The 19,222-nt window shown below is 66.8% G+C and carries 16 protein-coding genes; 9 read left to right on the forward strand and 7 right to left on the reverse strand.

All coding sequences use genetic code 11. The features are described from left to right. Positions 1-89: 89 nt before the first annotated feature. Positions 90-2,759 carry a sensor histidine kinase gene (locus FPZ54_RS09120; RefSeq protein WP_145846570.1) on the reverse strand — a complete coding sequence of 890 codons (2,670 nt, stop codon included), beginning with the start codon at positions 2,757-2,759 and terminating at the stop codon, positions 90-92. A 245-nt stretch (positions 2,760-3,004) separates the two neighbouring features. Here FPZ54_RS09120 and FPZ54_RS09125 point away from each other — a divergent pair, with 245 nt between their 5' ends. The 5 genes from FPZ54_RS09125 to FPZ54_RS09145 are packed head-to-tail and all read left to right on the forward strand — an operon-like array spanning position 3,005 to position 8,186. Then, the gene (locus FPZ54_RS09125; RefSeq protein ID WP_145846572.1) at positions 3,005-3,094 is read left to right on the forward strand and encodes a potassium-transporting ATPase subunit F; all 90 of its coding nucleotides are present in this window, start codon (positions 3,005-3,007) and stop codon (positions 3,092-3,094) included. A gap of 13 nt (positions 3,095-3,107) precedes the next feature. After that, positions 3,108-4,811: a potassium-transporting ATPase subunit KdpA gene (gene kdpA, locus FPZ54_RS09130; RefSeq protein WP_145846573.1), complete on the forward strand. Its 1,704-nt coding sequence runs from the start codon at positions 3,108-3,110 to the stop codon at positions 4,809-4,811. A gap of 10 nt (positions 4,812-4,821) precedes the next feature. Continuing rightward, a complete protein-coding gene (kdpB, locus tag FPZ54_RS09135; protein WP_145846575.1) occupies positions 4,822-6,849 on the forward strand; it encodes a potassium-transporting ATPase subunit KdpB in 2,028 nt (675 codons plus the stop codon). Positions 6,850-6,900: 51 nt separating this feature from the next. Further along, positions 6,901-7,485 carry a potassium-transporting ATPase subunit KdpC gene (kdpC, locus tag FPZ54_RS09140; RefSeq protein WP_145846576.1) on the forward strand — a complete coding sequence of 195 codons (585 nt, stop codon included), beginning with the start codon at positions 6,901-6,903 and terminating at the stop codon, positions 7,483-7,485. An 8-nt stretch (positions 7,486-7,493) separates the two neighbouring features. Then, entirely contained in the window at positions 7,494-8,186 is a 693-nt protein-coding gene (locus FPZ54_RS09145; RefSeq protein WP_145846577.1) for a response regulator, read from the forward strand. A gap of 77 nt (positions 8,187-8,263) precedes the next feature. On the opposite strand, the gene FPZ54_RS09150 is transcribed toward FPZ54_RS09145, so the two are convergent. Next, on the reverse strand, positions 8,264-9,724 hold the full coding sequence (locus tag FPZ54_RS09150) for an MFS transporter (RefSeq protein WP_239019774.1): 1,461 nt from the start codon (positions 9,722-9,724) through the stop codon (positions 8,264-8,266). Between the two features lie 154 nt (positions 9,725-9,878). Between FPZ54_RS09150 and FPZ54_RS09155 the strand changes: the two genes are divergently transcribed. Next, positions 9,879-11,084 (forward strand): MFS transporter, encoded by a 1,206-nt coding sequence (locus FPZ54_RS09155; RefSeq protein ID WP_239019775.1) that lies wholly within the window; start codon positions 9,879-9,881, stop codon positions 11,082-11,084. Beyond that, positions 11,081-12,004 carry an alpha/beta hydrolase gene (locus tag FPZ54_RS09160; RefSeq protein ID WP_145846580.1) on the forward strand — a complete coding sequence of 308 codons (924 nt, stop codon included), beginning with the start codon at positions 11,081-11,083 and terminating at the stop codon, positions 12,002-12,004. Before FPZ54_RS09155 ends, FPZ54_RS09160 begins: the two co-directional genes overlap by 4 nt. 19 nt (positions 12,005-12,023) lie before the next feature. Here the strand turns inward: FPZ54_RS09160 and FPZ54_RS09165 are convergent, their stop codons facing one another. Together FPZ54_RS09165 and FPZ54_RS09170 are read right to left on the reverse strand one after the other, a co-directional pair. Continuing rightward, positions 12,024-13,715 (reverse strand): FAD-dependent oxidoreductase, encoded by a 1,692-nt coding sequence (locus FPZ54_RS09165; RefSeq protein ID WP_239019776.1) that lies wholly within the window; start codon positions 13,713-13,715, stop codon positions 12,024-12,026. Beyond that, positions 13,715-14,338, reverse strand: a complete 624-nt coding sequence (locus tag FPZ54_RS09170) for a gluconate 2-dehydrogenase subunit 3 family protein (RefSeq protein ID WP_239019777.1) — start codon at positions 14,336-14,338, stop codon at positions 13,715-13,717. The genes FPZ54_RS09165 and FPZ54_RS09170 overlap by 1 nt, the downstream gene beginning before the upstream one ends. An 85-nt stretch (positions 14,339-14,423) precedes the next feature. Here FPZ54_RS09170 and FPZ54_RS09175 point away from each other — a divergent pair, with 85 nt between their 5' ends. Beyond that, positions 14,424-15,035: a thioredoxin family protein gene (locus FPZ54_RS09175; RefSeq protein ID WP_145846581.1), complete on the forward strand. Its 612-nt coding sequence runs from the start codon at positions 14,424-14,426 to the stop codon at positions 15,033-15,035. Further along, a complete protein-coding gene (locus FPZ54_RS09180; RefSeq protein ID WP_145846583.1) occupies positions 15,026-15,565 on the forward strand; it encodes a hypothetical protein in 540 nt (179 codons plus the stop codon). The genes FPZ54_RS09175 and FPZ54_RS09180 overlap by 10 nt, the downstream gene beginning before the upstream one ends. Here FPZ54_RS09180 and FPZ54_RS09185 read toward each other — a convergent pair. Genes FPZ54_RS09185 through FPZ54_RS09195 form a run of 3 tightly spaced genes read right to left on the reverse strand, consistent with a single transcriptional unit; the run spans position 15,529 to position 19,209 of the window. Then, positions 15,529-17,031 carry an MFS transporter gene (locus FPZ54_RS09185; protein WP_239019778.1) on the reverse strand — a complete coding sequence of 501 codons (1,503 nt, stop codon included), beginning with the start codon at positions 17,029-17,031 and terminating at the stop codon, positions 15,529-15,531. The two genes, FPZ54_RS09180 and FPZ54_RS09185, sit on opposite strands and share 37 nt — an antisense overlap. After that, positions 17,031-18,086, reverse strand: coding sequence for a sugar phosphate isomerase/epimerase family protein (locus FPZ54_RS09190; RefSeq protein WP_145846584.1), 1,056 nt, complete (start codon positions 18,084-18,086; stop codon positions 17,031-17,033). The genes FPZ54_RS09185 and FPZ54_RS09190 overlap by 1 nt, the downstream gene beginning before the upstream one ends. 10 nt (positions 18,087-18,096) lie before the next feature. Then, positions 18,097-19,209 (reverse strand): Gfo/Idh/MocA family protein, encoded by a 1,113-nt coding sequence (locus FPZ54_RS09195; RefSeq protein WP_145846585.1) that lies wholly within the window; start codon positions 19,207-19,209, stop codon positions 18,097-18,099. Positions 19,210-19,222: the final 13 nt, after the last annotated feature.

The raw sequence follows: 19,222 nt of genomic DNA on the forward strand, positions 1-19,222 counted from the left end.
GAATTCTGGATTTCCGGAATTGGGCCGGCAGAGCGGGCAGGCTTTGGCGACGAAATCGTTGGAGCGGACAGTTGGTGTCGTGGATCAGCTCAGGCATTGCTGACAGGCGAAGCGATTTCCAGAAGCCGATTGGGGAAGTGCAGCGTGAACGCAGCGCCCCCCTGGTCATGGTTCGCCGCCGATGCCCGGATGCCCATCGCGTCGGCAAATCCTTTGACGATGGCAAGTCCAAGGCCGCTGCCGCCGTGGCGGTCGCTGCCGCGTCCTTGCGCAAAGGTCTCGAAAATCCGCGCTTCCTGACCTGCCGGGAGGCCCGGACCCTCGTCCTGCACCGATAGCTCGACTGCATCGGGCGTCCGGCGGCCCAGGATCGTGATGGTCCCGCGCTCGCCGCCATGCTGCGCCGCATTGGCCAGCAGGTTGATCAGGATGTGATGCAGCAATGTGGGATCGGCACTGACGAAGGGCAGATTTGCGGGAACTTTGAGGTCGATATGCCGACCGCGGAACAGATCCTTGAGGTCATGGACCGCACCGCCGATCGCGTCGGTCAGGTCGATCGGCTCGGGATGCAGTTCGAGCGTGCCGGAATCGATCCGGACCATGTCGATCAGATTGTCGAGGAAGCGGCGCAGCCGGGCCACCTCCATCCGCGCGATCGGAAGCGTCGGCGCGCCGGGATGGTCGACGGCGATCGCCTCGATCGCGGTCGCGACCGACGTGAGCGGCGTGCGCAGGTCATGCCCGATCGACGACAGCAGCGCCGCGCGGAGCCGGTCGCGCTCCTTGAGCAGGCTGACCTCGCGCACCTCGTCCTCCAGCTTCAGCCGTTCGTGCGCCAGTGCCGCCTGTCCGAGCAGAGTCTGGAGCAGCACAGCGCGGTCAGCGCGAACGGGATCGCGTCCGTCGGGGCGCGCAATGCCGATGACCGCGAGCACGCCGAGCGCTGTCTTGAGCGGGTGGAACTGCCAATCGGCTGCGTTGAGCGTCGCGGTCCCCACGCCGGACGCTTCGGCGCGGTCCCAGGCCCAGTCCGCCGCCGCACGGTTCACCGGCCCCAGTTCGCCGCGCGCCACCGGGCAGCTTGCCACGATCCCAAGGTCGTCGGTACGCCGGTTGAGCAGGACGACGTTGAGGTCGAGCAGGCGCGATACTTCGTCACAGATGATTGCGCTGGTCGTTTCCCAATCCGATGCGCGCGCGAGCGCCTGGCCGAATGCGGCGATCGCGGCATTCTCCTGTGCGCCGCGTGCGCCCAAGGTTGCGCGCGCCTTGAGCTTGCCTGCCAGGTTCGCGGTGAATGCGGCGATGCCGATCAGCACGAACATTGTGAGCAGGCTCTGCGGGTCGGCGATGGTAAAGGTGTGCAACGGGGGCAGGAAGAAGAAATTATAGGCCAGCCCGGCAAGGAGTCCGGTGATCAGCCCCGGTCGCAGTCCGAAGCGACCGGAAGCCAGGATCACCGGCAGCAGAAAGATCAGGTCGACGCCGCCCAGCCCGATCCAGGGCTCGGCCAGTTTTCCGACGCCGATCGTCGCACCGACCATCGTTGCGATGATCCCGTAAACGCTCGGGTCTCCCCATAAATCCGACCCAGCCGCTCTGGCAGCGCGCGTTGATCCGGTTTCCCCTGCCGCTGGGATGACATGCACCGCCAGGCCGTTCCCGGCGCGCAGCATCGCATTCACAACCGATCCGTGACGCAGTTCGAACCACCAGCTGCGCACCGACTTGCCGATCACCAGCTGGGTCGCGCGCATTCCGGTCACATGGGTGGTGAGCCCTTCGATGACATTGGCGGCCGGCACGGTCGCGATGGTCGCCCCCAGGCTGGCGGCGAGGCTGAGCGTGTTGGCGATGCGGCGGCGTTCCGCTTCGCCGAAGCGTTCGGCGCGCGGGGTTTCGATATAGACCGCCTGCCACGGTGCGCGCAGGGCATCGGCGAGGCGCTTGGCAGCGCGCACCAGCGCATCGGACCCCGGCAGTTCGCTGATCGCGACCAGCACCCGCTCGCCCCCGGCAAAGGTGCCGGGCAGCGCGCTCGCGTCGAGATGCTCGAGCAACGCCTGATCGACGCTGAGCGCGGCGCGGCGCAGCGCCATCTCGCGCAGCGCCGACAAATTGGGCTTGGAGAAGAAATGGCCGAGCGCGCGCGACGCTTCGGCGGGGACATAGACCTTGCCCTCCTTGAGCCGTTCGATCAGCTCGTCGGGCGGCAGGTCGACCACCTCGATCTCGGCACCGTCGAACACGCTGTCGGGAACGGTCTCGCGCACCCGCACCTTGGTGAAGCTCGCGACGACGTCGTTGAGGCTTTCGACATGCTGGACGTTGAGCGTCGTATAGACGTCGATGCCCGCGTCGAGCAGCTCCGTCACGTCCTGCCAGCGCTTGGGATGGCGGCTGCCCTCGACATTGGTGTGCGCGAACTCGTCGACCAGCGCGAGCTGCGGACGGCGTGCAAGCACCGCGTCGAGGTCCATCTCCTCCAGCTCATGCCCGCGATAGGACAGGGTGCGGCGCGCGATCACTTCGAACGGCGCAACCAGCGCCTGGGTTTCGGCGCGGCCATGCGTCTCGACCACCGCGACCACGACATCGGTTCCGCCGTTCAGCCTTTCGGCGCCCTCGCGCAGCATCTCGAACGTCTTGCCGACGCCGGGCGCCGCGCCGAGGAATATCTTGAGCTTGCCGCGCGCTTCGCGCTGTGCGGTGCGGAGCAGGGCTTCGGGGGAAGGGCGGGAGTCGGGGTCTGGCATCGACGCGACACTGACGCGCGCGCGGGCGAAAGCCAACCGCGGCGACCCAATCCTTATGCTTTCTTAATGCGGAATGCCCGCATTCACCGGCGAACCTTAACGGGTTCCGCGCCTAATTGACCCTCCGAAACCATTCGGAGTCCGCCCCATGTCTTCCCTCATGTCTGACGTGATCTGGCTCGCCATACTCGGCGGCCTGTTCCTCGCGACGCTCGCTTATCTGCGCCTGTGCGACGAGGCCTGAGATGAGCCTTCACCTGACGCTCGCGGGCACTACCGCACTCGCCCTGCTCCTCTACCTCGCCGCCGTGCTCGTCCGGCCCGAGAAATTCTGAAAGTCCTGATGCTATGACCGTCCAGGGATGGGGGTTGATCCTCCTGTTCGTCGCGCTGGTCGCGGCGCTCGCCAAGCCAATGGGGCTTTGGCTGTTCGCATTGTATGAAGGGCGTCGCACGCCGCTCCACGCGGTGCTGGGTCCGGTCGAACGCGGCTTCTACAAGCTCGCCGGGATCGACCCGACCGTCGAGCAGAGCTGGCGCCGCTATGCGCTGCACATGCTGGTCTTCAACCTAGCGCTGCTGCTGTTCACCTATGCAGTGCTGCGGTTGCAGGGCGTGTTGCCGATCAACCCGCGCGGGCTTGCCGGCCTTACCGCCGATGGCGCGTTCAACACCGCGACCAGCTTCACCACCAATACCAACTGGCAATGGTATGCGGGCGAGGTCGCGCTGTCGAACCTCAGCCAGATGCTGGGGCTGACGATCCAGAACTTCCTGTCGGCGGCAACCGGCATCGCGATCGCCTTTGCGCTCTTTCGCGGCTTTGCGCGGCGTCAGATCAGCGGACTCGGCAATTTCTGGGCCGATGTGACGCGCGTCACCCTCTATCTGCTGCTGCCGATCTGTCTGGTCTATGCGCTGTTTCTTGTCGCCAATGGCGTGCCGCAGACCTTTGCCAGCCTGGTCGATGCGACGGGGCTTGAGGGCGTGAGGCAATCGATCGCGCTGGGCCCGGTCGCGTCGCAGGAAGCGATCAAGATGCTCGGCACCAATGGCGGCGGCTTCTTCAACGCCAACAGCGCGCATCCGTTCGAAAATCCGAACGCGCTGACCAACCTCGTCCAGATGCTGTCGATCTTCGCGATCGGCGCGGGACTGACCTGGACGTTCGGCAAGGCGGTCGGCAACACCCGCCAGGGCTGGGCGATCCTCGCCGCGATGTTGATCCTATTCACTGCGGGCGCGAGCGCCGCCTATTGGGCCGAAGCCGCAGGCAATCCCAATCTCCATGCGCTGGGCGTTCCCGGCGGCAATATGGAAGGCAAGGAGGTCCGCTTCGGCATCGCCGCTTCGACGCTGTTCGCGACGGTCACAACCGCCGCATCGTGCGGTGCAGTCAATGCAATGCATGACAGCTTCACCGCACTGGGCGGCATGATCCCGCTGCTCAATATCCAGTTGGGCGAAGTCGTGATCGGCGGCGTCGGCGCGGGTATCTACGGCTTCCTGCTCTTCGCCATCCTCGCGGTGTTCGTCGCGGGGCTCATGGTCGGGCGCACGCCGGAATATGTCGGCAAGAAGATCGAAAGCCGGGAGGTCAAGCTGGCGGTGCTCGCCATCGCGATCCTCCCGCTCTGCATCCTCGGCTTCAGCGCGCTCGCCGCGGTGTTGCCCGACGGGCTTGCGGGACCGCTGAACAAGGGGCCGCACGGCTTTTCGGAGATCGTCTATGCGTTCAGCTCGGCGACCGGCAACAATGGCTCGGCCTTTGCCGGGATCACTTCGGGCACGCCCTTCTACAATGCGTTGCTCGGCGTCGCGATGTGGCTGGGCCGGTTCTTCGTGATCGTGCCGGTGCTCGCCATCGCGGGCAGCCTCGCCGCCAAGAAATACACGCCGGAAACCGCGGGCTCGTTCCCGACCACCGGCGGCCTGTGGGTCGGCCTGCTCGTCGGGATCATCCTGATCCTGGGCGGCCTCACCTTCCTTCCCTCGCTCGCGCTTGGACCCATCGCCGATCACATCGCGATGGTCCGTGGCCAGCTCTTCTGAGTGCCGACTGATGACCACCAAATCCATGTTCACCGCCGACCTGATCCTCCCTGCGATCGGCGACGCGTTCAAGAAGCTCGATCCGCGCCAGCTTATCCGCAACCCGGTGCTGTTCGTCACCGCCGTGGTTGCGCTGCTGCTGACCGTGCTGCTCGGGATCGGGGGCGAGCGCCTCGCCATCCCGTTCCAGATCCAGCTGATCGTGTGGCTGTGGCTGACCGTATTGTTCGGCACCTTTGCCGAGGCGCTGGCCGAGGGCCGGGGCCGCGCACAGGCCGCATCGCTCCGCGCGACCAAGGCGGAGCTTCAGGCCAAGCGCCTGATCGGCGTCGGCGACGCCTGGGGGCTGGTCGGTGCATCGCTGCTTGAAAAAGGTGATCTGGTGCTGGTCGAGACCGGCGACCTGATCCCCGCCGATGGAGAGGTGGTCGAGGGCGTCGCATCGGTCAACGAGAGCGCGATCACGGGCGAAAGCGCGCCGGTGATCCGCGAGGCCGGCGGCGACCGTTCGGCAGTGACGGCGGGCACCCGCGTCATTTCCGACTCGATCAAGGTGCGCGTCACGCAGGAGCCGGGTCAGGGCTTTCTCGATCGCATGATCGCATTGGTCGAGGGCGCCGAGCGCCAAAAGACCCCCAACGAGATCGCGCTGACCATCCTGCTGGTCGGTCTGACGATCATCTTCCTGATCGCGGTCGCAACCATTCCGGGCTTTGCCAGCTATGCGGGCGGAAGCATTCCGGTCGCGATCCTCGCCGCCCTCCTGATCACGCTGATCCCCACCACCATCGCGGCCTTGCTGTCGGCGATCGGCATTGCCGGCATGGACCGGCTGGTGCGCTTCAACGTCCTCGCCAAGTCGGGCCGCGCGGTCGAGGCGGCGGGCGATATCGACGTGCTGCTGCTCGACAAGACCGGCACGATCACGATCGGCGACCGTCAGGCGAGCGAGTTTCGCGCGCTGTCCGGCACGGCAGTCGAGGACCTCGCGCGCGCCGCCCTGCTCGCCAGCCTGGCCGACGAGACGCCGGAGGGCCGGTCGATCGTGGTGCTGGCGCGCGACAAATTCGGCGTATCGGTGCCCAGCCTCCCGGCGGAAGCGGAAGTCATTCCTTTCACGGCCCAGACGCGCATTTCCGGCGTCAAGATCGCCGAAGGGCTGATCCAGAAGGGCGCGGTGGATTCGGTCCTGCGCGCCAATCCTGGGCTTGGAGACACACAAGCTGCCACGGAACTGCGCAAGCTGACCGACGAGATCGCCCGCGCCGGCATGACCCCGCTGGCGGTGGCCAAGGACGGCAAGCTGCTCGGCGCGGTCGCGCTCAAGGACGTGATCAAGGCCGGGGTGCGCGAACGCTTCGCCGAACTGCGCCGGATGGGCATCCGCACGGTGATGATCACCGGCGACAACCCGCTCACTGCCGCCGCGATCGCCGCCGAGGCCGGGGTCGACGACTTCCTCGCCGAGGCGACGCCGGAGGACAAGCTGGCGCTGATCCGCAAGGAACAGGCGGGCGGCAAGCTGGTCGCGATGTGCGGCGACGGCACCAACGATGCGCCTGCATTGGCCCAGAGCGATGTCGGCGTGGCGATGAACACCGGCACCCAGGCCGCGCGCGAGGCGGGCAACATGGTCGATCTCGACAGCGACCCGACCAAGCTGATCGAGATCGTCGGCCTCGGCAAGCAGCTGCTGATGACGCGCGGCGCGCTGACCACCTTCTCGGTCGCGAACGACGTCGCGAAATATTTCGCGATCATCCCGGCGATGTTCGTCGCGCTCTATCCGGGACTTGGCGTGCTCAACGTGATGGGTCTGGGCTCGCCCGAAAGCGCGATCCTGTCGGCGATTATCTTCAACGCGCTGATCATCCCGTGCCTCGTCCCGCTGGCGCTCAAGGGTGTCGCGTACAAGCCGATGGCGGCGGGTCCGCTGCTCGCGCGCAACCTCACCGTCTATGGCCTGGGCGGCCTCGTCGCGCCGTTTATCGGCATCAAGTTCATCGACCTGGCCGTCACCGGCCTCAACCTCGCCTAGTGGAACTAGCCCCTCCCCTCGAGGGGAGGGGCTTATGAAGGAAGTCATTCCATGCTCACCGACCTCAAAACCGCCCTGCGCCCGGCACTCGTGCTGACCGCCTTGTTCGCGCTGTTGCTCGGCCTCGCCTATCCCGCGCTGATCACGGGCGTCGCGCAACTCGTCTTTCCGCATCAGGCCAATGGCAGCCTGATCCGCGAGGGGGACCGCGTGATCGGCTCCGAACTGCTCGGCCAGAAATTTGTCGGCGAGACCTATTTCCATGGCCGCCCCTCGGCCGCCGGTGCCGATGGCTATGACGCCGCCGCTTCGGCCGGCTCGAACCTCGGCCCGACTTCGCAGGCGCTGATCGATCGCGTGACGACCGATGTCGCCGCCCACAGGACTTCACCAGGACAATCGGTCCCCGCCGATCTGGTGACGACCTCCGCTTCAGGGCTCGACCCCCATATCAGCCCCGAAGCGGCCTTGTTGCAGCTCGATCGCGTGGCGGCCGCGCGGGGCCTGAAGCGCGGCACCGTCGAGACGCTCGTCCGTCGCCATATCGAAACGCCGATGCTGGGCTTTCTCGGTGAGGATCGGGTGAATGTCCTCGCCTTGAACCGAGCGCTCGACCGGGCGGCGCCGCAGCCGTAAACGGGGGGATGGCCCTGTCGACCAAAGTTCTCGTCATCGAGGATGACGTCCATATCCGCCGCCTGCTCCGCGCTGCCCTCCAGCGCGCGGGGCATGTGGCGGTCGAGGCGGGCACCGCGCGCGAAGGGCTGTCGCTGCTCGACATCGAGAAGCCCGACGCGGTGCTGCTCGACCTTGGCCTGCCCGACCGCGACGGGATCGAACTCATCCAGCCGATCAAGACACGTTCGACTGCAACGCTGCTCGTCGTCTCGGCGCGCGAAGATGTCGCGGAGAAGGTCGCCGCGCTCGACCTGGGCGCGGATGATTATCTGACCAAGCCGTTCGATACCGACGAGCTGCTGGCGCGCATCCGCACCGCCCTGCGCCACCGTCTCGCAAGCAGCGCCGACCGCGAACTTGTAACTGTCGGCGAGATCGAGATCGATCTGGTCCACCGCCGCGTTCGACGCGCCGGCGAGGAAGTGCACCTGTCGCCCAAGGAATATGAGTTGCTCGCGGAACTTGCGCGGCGCCCCGACCGGGTGATCAGTCACACGCAATTGTTACAGGTTGTCTGGGGACCGGCTCATGCGACGCGGGTCGACTATCTGCGGATTGTCGTGCGCAACCTTCGACAGAAGCTGGAAGCAGACCCGGCGCGACCGGCGCTGATTCAGAACGAACCGGGCGTTGGATACAGGCTGCGGACGACCTCATGACTGGGACGTGCCGGCATCGGCGCGGACATCGGCGAGATATTGGAATTGTTACTGTGAATATGGGCCCGGCGCGCAGCTCAACGCGGACTCGGTGCGCGCGTTCCAAATATGTCGGCAGGCAGGCGCAGCGAGGCGATTGCCGACAGCGCCAGCAGCAGGACGAATATTGCGCTGGCCGGCATGAGCCCCGCGAGCCGTCCGGCCCCTTCCCCGTTCGCGCCAAGGAAGAAGGCCGAGCCGACGATCGCGATGCCCAGCGCCCCGCCCAGCTGCTGCGCGGTCCGTAGCGTTGCGCTGGCGGTTCCGGCATGGATCCGGTCGACGTCCGCGACCACTACCGGGGGGAGAGGGCCTGCGACCATGCCCATGCCCATGCCGGCAAGGCCCAGCAAGGCGAGCAGGATCGCGCTACCGCCATCCCCCTGCGCGACCCGCGCGAGCGACAGCGCGCCACCGACCGCCAGCACGCCCGTGCCACCGACCAGCAGCCACCGCCCGAATCGCGGCAGATAGCGTTTCCCGATCAGGCTGATCCCCGCCATGACGCCCAGACTGAAGGGCACATGGATCAGCGCGGTCTGTAGCGGCGACTTGCCCAGGCCCTGCTGGAGCGAGACCGCCAGCACGAGCAGGAACCCCGTCGCCGAAGACGCGAAGGCGAGGATGGCGAGCAGGCCCCAGCGGAACGTCCGCAGTTCGAACAGCGTCGGCTCGATCATCGCCGCCAGACCGTCGCGCCGACGAACCTGCGCACGCCACCATCCGGCGTAGATCGCCGCGAGTCCGCCCAGTCCGCTTACCAGAGTCCAGGCGGGCCAGCCATGTTCCGATCCGTCGATCAAGGCCAGCAAAACGCCGGCGAAGCCACCGGCGAACAGCGCCGCGCCCGGTATGTCGATCCGCAACCCGTGCGCGCCATGGGTGCGCGGAATCGTGCGGATGCCCAGCCACAGGGCAAACAGGCCGATCGGCAGATTGATGAGGAAGATGAGCCGCCAGCCGAGCCCAAACAGATCGACCTCGATCAACAGCCCGCCCAGGATCGGCCCGAGGATCGCGGCCAGCCCGCCGATCACGCCGAACCAGGCGAGCCGGGCAACGCGTTCGAGGGGCGTGAACAGCACCTGGACGATGGCCATCACCTGCGGTCCCATCATCGCCCCCGCAGCACCCTGCAACAATCGCGCGATGACGAGTTGTTCGGGAGTCTGCGCGAGCCCGCAAAAGGTCGATGTCACGATGAACGCGCTGACCCCGATCAGGAACATGCGACGATAACCGAACGCATCCCCGAGCCGGCCTCCGAGCAGAAGCAGCGCGCCGAGCACCAGCAGATAGCCTGCCACAATCCATTGCATCGCGGCCGGCGACGCATCGAGCGCGCGGCGGATCTCGGGCAGCGCGGTGTTGACGATGGTGGTGTCGGCCACTTCCAGTACAAGCGCGATCAGCACCGTCACGAACGCGACGGTCTTCTGGCGACTGGTCAGTGCCTCGCCCGCGCCCGCGCCTGCCGGCGCCTTGGCCGTCCCAACCATCCGTCCCCCAATTCCGCGTCGGAAACCATGCGACGAGCGATCCGTCGGCACTAATTAAAATGATGCTTCTATTATGCGGGAACTTCTCTTATCGTCAAGGCAAGCGGCTGGGCCCAACACCTCAGATTGCCGCGACCGAGGGGAGACAGGTGCGTTGGACGCTTCAGTAAAATCACGCACGCCGGGCGTGCCGCAGGGATTGACCGTGATCGTCGCGGGCTTCCTGCCCATCATGGCGATCGTGTCGATGTTCCCCGCCGTGCCGGCGATGATTCAGCATTTCGGCGCCGATCCCAATGCCGGGTGGAAGGTGCCCGCGATGGTTTCCGCGCCCGGCCTCACGATCGCTCTGGTCGCACTGTTCATCGGGATGCTCGTGGACAAGTTCGGTCGGCGCAAGCTGCTGCTGATCTCGACCCTGTTCTACGGCGTGTTTGGGGCGGTCCCGTTCCTGCTCGAATCGCTCGATGCGATCTACGCCTCGCGCCTGCTGCTCGGATTGAGCGAGGCGGCGATCCTCACGACCCTGAACACGTTGATCGCGGACTATTGGGACGACCGCGGCCGTCGCAACTGGCTCACGCTCCAGGGTCTGATCGGTCCCGGCCTGTCGTCGCTGATGATCTTCTTCGCCGGCACGCTCACCGCCTGGCGGTGGAACGGCATCTTCCTGCTCTATCTGGTGGCTTTCCCCATCTTCCTCGCGATGCTCCGCTTCATGTACGAGCCGCGGTCGGAAACGACCGCGACCGTGTCGAACGGCGCCGCAGACGCGGGCAAGGTGCCGTGGGGGGTGTTCGCGACGATCGGCGGCGTCACGCTGTTCTCCTCGATCCTCTATTATGTCTTCATCATCAACGGCGGGCTGGTCTGGCAGGAGCTCGGCGTCTCCGATCCGGGCAAGATCGGCCGGATCACCGCGCTACCCAGCCTGTTCGTGCTGCTCGGCGCGCTGATCTACTGGCTACTGGGTCGCTATGGCATCAGCTCGCGCGGACAGGTTTCCGCATTCCTCGCCGTTCTCGGAACAGGCCTCGCGCTGATCGGGATCGCCGGCGACTGGCGCATGATGGTGCTGGGCATGGCCGTGCAGCAGACCGGCGCCGGGATGGGCGTCGTCACGCTGATCTACTGGGCGCAGGGACAGCTGCCCTACGCGCATCGCGGTCGTGGCATGGGGTTGTGGACCGCCTGCTTCTTCTTCGGCCAGTTCGTCTCGCCGCTGATCGTCAGCGTCGTGCGCGGACAGGTCGGCACGATGCAGGGCGCGTTCCTCGTCGCCGGCATCACCGGGCTGGTCGGCGCGGTCGCCGTGCTGTTCCTGATCGGTCGCACACGGCCCGTGGAGGCAACCGCATGACCAGCACGCACTGGCATATCACGGCGTCGCTTCTGCTCGTCTTGCTGGGGACGGCTCCGGCGCTGGCGCAGGAGCCGCCACGGTTCCGCCACGACGTCATCGAAGCGCCGCTTCAGCCGGGCGCGGAACCGCTCGCCACTGCGCCCGGACAGGGCCCGGATCGCGAACAATGGATGTTGCAGAACGGCGCGATCGGCGTGCGCAACGTCTCTCACCCCACCCTCACCCCGGTGCTGCCGGCGGGCCCCTCGACCGGCGCCGCAGTGATCGTCGCGCCGGGCGGCGGCTTCCTGGGCCTGGCGATCGATGCGGAGGGGTGGCAGGTCGCGCGCTGGCTCGCCAATCACGGCATTGCGGCCTTTGTCCTCAAATATCGCGTGCTGCCGACGCCGCGCGACAATGCGGTGTGGGACGCCGAATTCAACCGGATGATTGCCGGCGAGAAGGTGAGCTTCGCCAACCCCAAGGACACCCCGCCCGAAGCGCTGGCAGACGGTCTCGCCGCGCTCGCGCATGTCCGCGACAATGCCGCGCGCTATGGCATCGATCCCAGGCGGGTCGGGTTCATGGGCTTTTCCGCGGGCGGGTTCCTGACCCGATCGGTGGTCGCGCAGGGCGGCGCGACGATGCCGGCCTTCGCCGCGCCGATTTATCCCAACATGGCCGCGATGACCGTGCCTGCCGACGCGCCGCCGATGTTCGTGGCGATCGCGGCGGACGATTTCCTGCTGCGCAATGTCGACGGCTTTCCGCTGGTCGAGTCCTATCGCAAGGCCGGACGCCCCATCGAGTTTCACCTGCTTGCCAATGGCGGCCATGGCTTCGGCCTCGGCCGTCCCGGCACGGCGTCGTCGGAGTGGATCGAGCAGTTCTACCGCTGGCTCGACAGCATCGGGATGCTGGAGAGCGCCGACCGTTGAACCGCCGAACGCATTCCGACTAGATCGCTCCGGCCTTGAGTTGTTCGACCGCGTGGTTCGCGGCGCGCGCGGTCAGCGCCATATAGGTGAGCGAGGGGTTCTGGCACGCGGTCGAGCTCATCTGCGCGCCATCGGTCACGAAGAGATTGGCGATGTCGTGCGCCTGGCTCCACTTGTTCAGCACCGATGTCGCCGGATCATTGCCCATGCGCGCGCCGCCCATTTCGTGAATCGCGCTGCCGCCCGGATTGGGCCGGTCGAACCCCATGATGACCTGCCCCCCGGCCTGGGTCATCATGTCGGCCGCGTCCGCCTTGGCCTGTGCCAGCGCGGCATGTTCTTCGGCACCGAACGCAAAGGCGACCTTGAGCACGGGCAGGCCGTTGGCATCGGTTCGCGTGTGGTCCAGCGTGAGCCGGTTGCTCGCGCGCGGCACGCAATCGGCAAAGGCGACCAGCACCATCCGCCACGGCCCCGGCGGCTGGAGCGAGTCCTTGTATGCGGCGCCGATCCCAGCCTCGCGCTTGCCGCGCGTCCAGCCCGACTGCAGCGCGCCGCCCTGAAAAGAGAAGCCGCGGCTGTGTCCGACGCCGTCCATCGCATCCATGTTGCGAAAGCGCGGGATGACGATCCCGGTCGGCCGATTGCCGAAGGTCGTCCATTGTTCGAACCCCGGCATCAGCGCGATCGCCGCCAGCGTGCTGGCATGATCCATGATGTGGGTGCCCAGCACCCCGCTGGTATTGGCCAACCCGTTCGGCATCGCGTCGCTGGCGGAATTGAGCAGCAGATGGACGGAGTTGAACGCGCCGGCGTTGAGGAACACCATCCGCGCGGTCGCGCTCACCCGCGCCTTGCTCTTCGTATCGATCCAGCGCACGCCGGTTACGCGGCGCGTCGCGGGATCGTAATCGACCTTTTCCACCACCGCATCGGTGATGAGCGTGAGGTTGCCGGTCTTCTGCGCGGCCGGCAGCGTGCTCGATTGCGTCGAGAAATAGGCGCCATAGGAACAGCCGCGCGCGCAGATCGACCGGCGCTGGCATTCGCTACGTCCCTCCTTGGCCTGGGTCAGGTTGGCGGCGCGGCCGATGGTCAGCCGCCGCTCGGGCCAGCGCGCCGAGATCCGCTCGCGCACCGCCTGCTCGACGACGTTGAGCGCCATCGGCGGCTGGAACTTGCCGTCGGGTAGCTGCGGCAGGCCTTCCGCCGCGCCCGATACGCCGATGAATTCCTCGACCTTATCGTACCACGGCGCGAGGTCGGCATAGCGGATCGGCCAGTCGGTGCCATGGCCATCGCGCGCATTGGCGCCGAAGTCATAGTCCGACCAGCGATAGGATTGCCGACCCCAGGTCAGCGACCTGCCCCCCAGATTATAGCTGCGGAACCAGTTGAAATCGGTCCCCTCGGCCCGACTGTACGGATTTTCGGCATCGTTGACGAAATGCGGCTCGGTAAATTCGGTGAAGTGCCGGTTGAGCATCTGCACCGGATATTCGCGCGCATAGTTCTCCGCGTCGCCGAGCCCGCGAAACGGCATTTCCCAAGGCGCCTTGGTCTCGTTCACATAACCGGTCTGGTGCTCGATCATCCGCCCGCGTTCGAGCATCAACACCTTGAGGCCCGCTTCGGCGAGCTCCTTGGCCGCCCATCCGCCGGTAATGCCGGAGCCGACGACGATCGCGTCGAACTGCATGTCCTGCGCCATCAGCCGAAATCCACTGCGGTCCAGTCGCTCGAATATGCGCGCTCGCCGGACTTCAGCGGCACCGCGGGATCGAAGAGGCCCGGCGTCAGCTCATAGCGCAGCTCGCGTGCGCCGCCGGTTTCGGACGTGTAATAGCCGGTCAGGATCAATCCCTTCACCTTTTTCCATGGATGGTCGCCCTGCGCCGCATAGGCATCGGCGTCGAATTTGGTCAGCACGGCCGCGCGGCGCGCTTCGGACTTGCCGACCCAGTCGCCATTTGCCGCGCGGTCGAGCTCCGCCTCGAGCCAGGCGACGAAGCGCAAGCTGCCGTCGGGGCGCACGTGACCGGTGGCGAGCGGCGGCAGCGCCTGCGATGCAGCCGGCCGGCGCGTTCCGTCCAGCCCATGCGCGAGCGCGAGGATCACGAAATCGCCGACGCCGACGTCACCGGCGCCGGGCGTGCCGGTACGCGGAACAACGAGTTGACTGACAGCGCGCATCATCGTCCGCTGGCGATCGGTCGGTGCGTCATCCTCGGTCTGCCGCGACAGCATCGATACGGCCGCGGGCATACCGACCACGGCTGCCATCAATGCCGCCGCACCGCCAAATTCGCGTCTGGTCCATCCCGTCTGGGACATGCCTTTCCCTCTCCCCGTCGATCCTTGCCGACCTCGAACGCGGCTGATATCAGAATGTATATTCTATTTCTAGCGGGAGAGTTGAATGCTTCGCATGTCACGCATGATGCCATTGGGCACTCCCGCGCCCGACTTCGCCCTCACCGACACGACCGGCACCGTGCGCACGCTGGCGGACGTTGCGGGTCCGGAGGGCCTGGTCGTCGCGTTCATCTGCAACCACTGCCCCTTCGTGCTGCATCTGATCGATGGATTCGTCGCGTTCGCCAGAGAGTATCAGGAACGCGGCATCGGGGTGGTGGCGATCTCGTCGAACGATATCGTCGAGTTCCCCGAGGACGATTTCGAGCACATGGTCGCGTTCGCTGCCGATCGCGGCTTCACCTTTCCCTATCTCCACGATCCCGATCAGCGTGTCGCGATCGCTTATGAGGCGATCTGCACACCCGACTTCTTCCTGTTCGATGGCGATCTGCGGCTATTCTATGCCGGGCAATTCGACGCGAGCCGGCCCAAGATCAACCGCCCGCCCGTGCCGGGACTGCCACCGCTGCGGACGGACCTGCCGGTGACCGGCGCGGACCTGCGCGGTGCGGCGGACGCGCTGCTGGCCGGCGGGCAGCCGCCCCAGCCGCAGCGACCCAGCGCAGGCTGTTCGATCAAGTGGCTCGCAGGGAATGCGCCGACATGGGCGTGACGATCGTCGACCGCATCTGGGTGCCCTCCGCCGCCGTCGTGCCGCAGGAGCGCGGCACCGATTATTTCGCGCCGGTCGACGGCGCGGACTGGTCCGATGGGTTCGGGTGGCACCGCGGCTTCTTTTCGAGCTTCCGCTTGCGCGCGGGCAAGGACGCCTGGTTTCACTTCCCGCTGCCAACGCCTGTCACGCGCGCGGGAGCGGCGATGGCGCTCGCCGAACTTTCGGTGATGTGGGAGGTGCTGGACGGCGCACGGATTCATTGGATGGTGCTGCAGCATGGCGGGATGGAGCGCCTGCCGCTGACCGAACGGCTGGCAGAGCCGCCGAGCGAAGCGGCGCCGTTCGATCCACCCGAACAGTGGCGCGACTATTATCCGCGGTCCAATCGCCGCCTGACCACATTGCCGTTTGAAACCGCGCTGCCGCTGCGGTTCGGACTCCAGCTGTGCGTCGGCGTCAGCGCGACCGAAACCGACGGCACCGTCAGGTTCTACGGCGCAGGGGCCGGCTTCACCTCTTCCGGCTGAGCGTCGATGGCGCGGAGCCGGGCGAGGTTGGCCCGAATCCGCGCCTGTTTTTCCGCCGAGACATCGAACCGGCCGACCAGCCAGGCCATCGCCGTTCCGGCCACCAGGATCAGGCCGGTGAAGAACCAGGCCAATGCGCGCACCTTGTCCTGGGGCATTTGGTCGACCGGCAGCCCGACGGGAAAGTCGATGATGCCGAGGAAGGATCCGGCGAACAGCGCGACCAGCCCGCTGCCGACCTGAAGCCCGATGAACATGAAGCTCGCCACCAGCCCCTGCTGCGGTTTGCCGGTGTTCGCCTCATGCTCGTCGCCGATATCGTAGGTTACCGTGTTGAACGGCACGACATACAGGCCATAGGCGAGCCCGCCGAGCACGCGGAACGCGAAGACGAATGCCCCGATCGCCGCGGTGGCGGGCGGCGGCGACAGTCCGAACAGCGGCAACAGCACCGCCCCGGCCTGCACCACGAAGAACACGGCAAGACCGGAGATCATCGCCGCGCGCGTGCCGACCAGCTTCATCCAGGCGGGCGCGAGGAACATCGCGACCATCGACCCCAGCACCCCGGCGATCAGCAGCCGCGGGGTCCAGCTGCCGTCGAGCTGCCAGAAATAGGTGGCGAGGTGGAGCGTCAGCTGGTTGACCACCGAATTGGTGAACAGGACGAGCAGCGCGACGAGCAGCAAGCGCCCGACATTGGGGGTGATGCGGATCGCCGCGACCAGGCGGCGGAACAGCTGGAGCAGCGTCTCGGGCGCCTCGCTTGCAATGCTCCGGTCCAGTTGCTCGACCGTGCGCATCCGCGCCCGGGTGCCGATCAGGCCGACGACCATCAGCGCCGCCCCCGCCCCGGCGATGAACAGCCCGAAATCGGGATAGGGTGCCGGGTTGAGCTGCGGCTTGCTGAAGCCACCCCCGGGCACGAAGAACCAGGCGAACGCCGCCCAGGGCACGGTCAGGATCGCGAGCTGATTGCCGAGGTTGCGCATCACCGCGACGATATTGCGCTCGCCGCTCTCGCGCGTCAGCTCGCCGCCCATCGCATAGGCCGGCACGGTCCAGAAGGAGATTCCGACGCGCGCGAGCAGCCCGAAGCCGAGCAGCCAGGCAAAGATCTGCCATTGCTCAAGTCCCCCCGGCACGCGGAACACCATCGCGATGCCGACCGCGAACGGCACGACCGCCGCCGCCATCAGCGTGTGCCGACGACCGAGCGGCGCGCGGTCCATCCGGTCCGACAGCGCCCCGATATAGGGGTCCGCCACAGCATCGAAGACGAGGATGATCGCCAGCGCGAGACCGAGCAGCAGTCCGTCGAGCCCGACCACCTGCGCATAGAAGAACAGCACGAAGGCGTCCCAGGCGAAGCTCTTGATCAGCTCCGGCATGGCACAGGCCATGAAGGCGAAGCGGGTCGGCCAGCCGAGCCGCGGCAGGATGCCACCCTGCTCCGCCGCGACCATCAGCCAATCCCCATGATGCGCTTGTTCAGCGCACGATCGGCACCACCCGCCGCGAAATCGTCGAACGCATGGTCGGTGACGCGAATGATGTGGCGGTCGATGAACGGCGCGCCCTCCGCCGCCCCCTGTTCGGGATGCTTGAGCGCGCATTCCCATTCGAGCACCGCCCAGCCGGCAAAGTCGTTCGCCGCCATCTTCGAGAAGATGCCGCCGAAATCGACCTGTCCGTCGCCGAGCGAGCGGAAGCGGCCGGGCCGGTCGACCCAGCCCTGGTACCCGCCATAGACGCCCGAACGGCCATTGGGACGGAACTCGGCATCCTTGACGTGGAAGCATTTGATGCGGTCGTGATAGATGTCGATGAACGCCAGATAATCGAGCTGCTGCAGCACGAAATGGCTGGGATCGTACAGGATGTTGGCGCGCGGATGATTGCCGACACGCTCGAGGAACATCTCGAACGTCACGCCGTCGTGCAGGTCCTCGCCCGGGTGGATCTCGAAGCCGATATCGACGCCCTCGCCGTCGAAATGATCGAGGATCGGGCGCCAGCGTCGCGCCAGCTCGTCGAACGCATCCTCGATCAGGCCAGCCGGGCGCTGCGGCCAGGGATAGACATAGGGCCAGGCGAGCGCGCCCGAGAAGCTGGCATGGGCGGCAAGGCCAAGGCGGCGGCTGGCGGTCGCTGCCTTCTTCACCTGATCCACCGCCCATAGCTGCCGCGCCGCCGGATTGTCGCGCACATGCTCCGCCGCAAAGCCGTCGAACTGCGCGTCATAGGCGGGATGCACCGCGACCAGCTGGCCCTGGAGATGCGTCGACAGCTCGGTGATGACGAGGCCATGCGAGGCGGCGATGCCCGCCACTTCGTCGCAATAATCCTGGCTCTCCGCGGCGCGGTCGAGGTCGAACAGGCGCTTGTCCCAGCTCGGAATCTGGATGCCCTTATATCCGAGCGACGCGACCCAGGCCGCGATGCTGTCGAGCGAATTGAACGGCGCGGCATCGCCCGCGAATTGGGCGAGGAAGATGCCCGGTCCCTTCAACGTCTTCATCGCGCTCTCCTCATAGCTTCAGATCGACCCAACCGGCCTCGTTGCGGCTTGCCGTCACCGCCGTCTCGATGAACGCCATGCCGCGCAGCCCCTCGGTCGCGTCGGGCAGCAGCGGCGCGACCTCGCCCCGCAGCAGGGCGGCGAAATCGCGGTAGAGATTGGCGAACGCCTCCAGATAGCCCTCGGGATGCCCACCAGGCGTGCGGGTCCGCGCGCGGGCATCGGGCCCGAGCGACGCATCGCCCGCACGGACGATCTCGGTGCGCCCGTCGATATGATGCAGCGTCAGGTCGTTGGGCGTCTCCTGCCGCCACGTCAGCCCGCCGGTCTCGCCATAGACGCGGATGCGCAGCCCGTTGAGCTCGCCCACCTCGATCTGCGAGGCGAGCAGGACGCCGCGCGCGCCATTGTCGAAGCGCAGCAGGACCGAGCAGTCGTCGTCGAGCGCCCGACCCGGGACCACCGCCGCAAGGTCAGCGAGCAGGCGCGTGACGCGCAGCCCGGTCACGAACTCGGCGAGCTGAAAGGCGTGGACCCCGATATCGCCGATGCACCCGCCCGCGCCCGACCGCGCCGGATCGACACGCCATTCCGCCTGCTTCCCCTCGGCGGGGCCAGCGAGCCAGCCCTGCGAATATTCGACCACGGCCTTGCGCACCGTCCCGATCGCGCCCGCGGCAATGCGCGCGCGCGCCTCGCGCACCAGCGGATAGCCCGAATAGGTGTAGGTGAGCGCATAGGGACGCCCGGCGGTCGCGACGAGGTCGGCCAGCGCGCGCGCCTCCGCCAGCGACGCAGTCATCGGCTTGTCGCTCATCACCGCGACCCCGGCGGTAAGCGCGGCGCGCGCGGCGGGCAGATGATGATGGTTGGGACTGACGATCGACACGAAATCGATCCCGTCCGCGCGCGCAGCCTCTCCTGCGAACATCGTGTCGAGGTCGGGATAGGCGCGGTCGGGATCGATATGATAGTCCGCGGCGGCCGCGCGCGATCGGTCGGGATCGCTGCTGAACACGCCCGCAACCAGCTCGATCTCGCGATCGAGTTCGGCGGCGATGCGGTGGATCGGGCCGATAAACGCGCCCGGTCCGCCGCCGATCATCCCCATTCGCAACCGCATAGCCGGCCTCCCC

The organism is Sphingomonas suaedae (genome assembly GCF_007833215.1).
Taxonomy (GTDB): Bacteria; Pseudomonadota; Alphaproteobacteria; order Sphingomonadales; family Sphingomonadaceae; genus Sphingomonas; species Sphingomonas suaedae.

Coding starts and splice junctions, on each gene's coding strand:
- FPZ54_RS09175 (WP_145846581.1), top strand. CDS start 14,424: ATGCTTCGCATGTCACGCATGATGCCATTGGGCACTCCCGCGCCCGAC.
- kdpA (WP_145846573.1), top strand. CDS start 3,108: ATGACCGTCCAGGGATGGGGGTTGATCCTCCTGTTCGTCGCGCTGGTC.
- FPZ54_RS09195 (WP_145846585.1), bottom strand. CDS start 19,209: ATGCGGTTGCGAATGGGGATGATCGGCGGCGGACCGGGCGCGTTTATC.
- FPZ54_RS09160 (WP_145846580.1), top strand. CDS start 11,081: ATGACCAGCACGCACTGGCATATCACGGCGTCGCTTCTGCTCGTCTTG.
- FPZ54_RS09150 (WP_239019774.1), bottom strand. CDS start 9,724: ATGGTTGGGACGGCCAAGGCGCCGGCAGGCGCGGGCGCGGGCGAGGCA.
- FPZ54_RS09180 (WP_145846583.1), top strand. CDS start 15,026: ATGGGCGTGACGATCGTCGACCGCATCTGGGTGCCCTCCGCCGCCGTC.
- kdpC (WP_145846576.1), top strand. CDS start 6,901: ATGCTCACCGACCTCAAAACCGCCCTGCGCCCGGCACTCGTGCTGACC.
- FPZ54_RS09145 (WP_145846577.1), top strand. CDS start 7,494: ATGGCCCTGTCGACCAAAGTTCTCGTCATCGAGGATGACGTCCATATC.
- FPZ54_RS09190 (WP_145846584.1), bottom strand. CDS start 18,086: ATGAAGACGTTGAAGGGACCGGGCATCTTCCTCGCCCAATTCGCGGGC.
- FPZ54_RS09125 (WP_145846572.1), top strand. CDS start 3,005: ATGAGCCTTCACCTGACGCTCGCGGGCACTACCGCACTCGCCCTGCTC.
- FPZ54_RS09165 (WP_239019776.1), bottom strand. CDS start 13,715: ATGGCGCAGGACATGCAGTTCGACGCGATCGTCGTCGGCTCCGGCATT.
- FPZ54_RS09120 (WP_145846570.1), bottom strand. CDS start 2,759: ATGCCAGACCCCGACTCCCGCCCTTCCCCCGAAGCCCTGCTCCGCACC.
- FPZ54_RS09170 (WP_239019777.1), bottom strand. CDS start 14,338: ATGTCCCAGACGGGATGGACCAGACGCGAATTTGGCGGTGCGGCGGCA.
- FPZ54_RS09185 (WP_239019778.1), bottom strand. CDS start 17,031: ATGGTCGCGGCGGAGCAGGGTGGCATCCTGCCGCGGCTCGGCTGGCCG.
- kdpB (WP_145846575.1), top strand. CDS start 4,822: ATGACCACCAAATCCATGTTCACCGCCGACCTGATCCTCCCTGCGATC.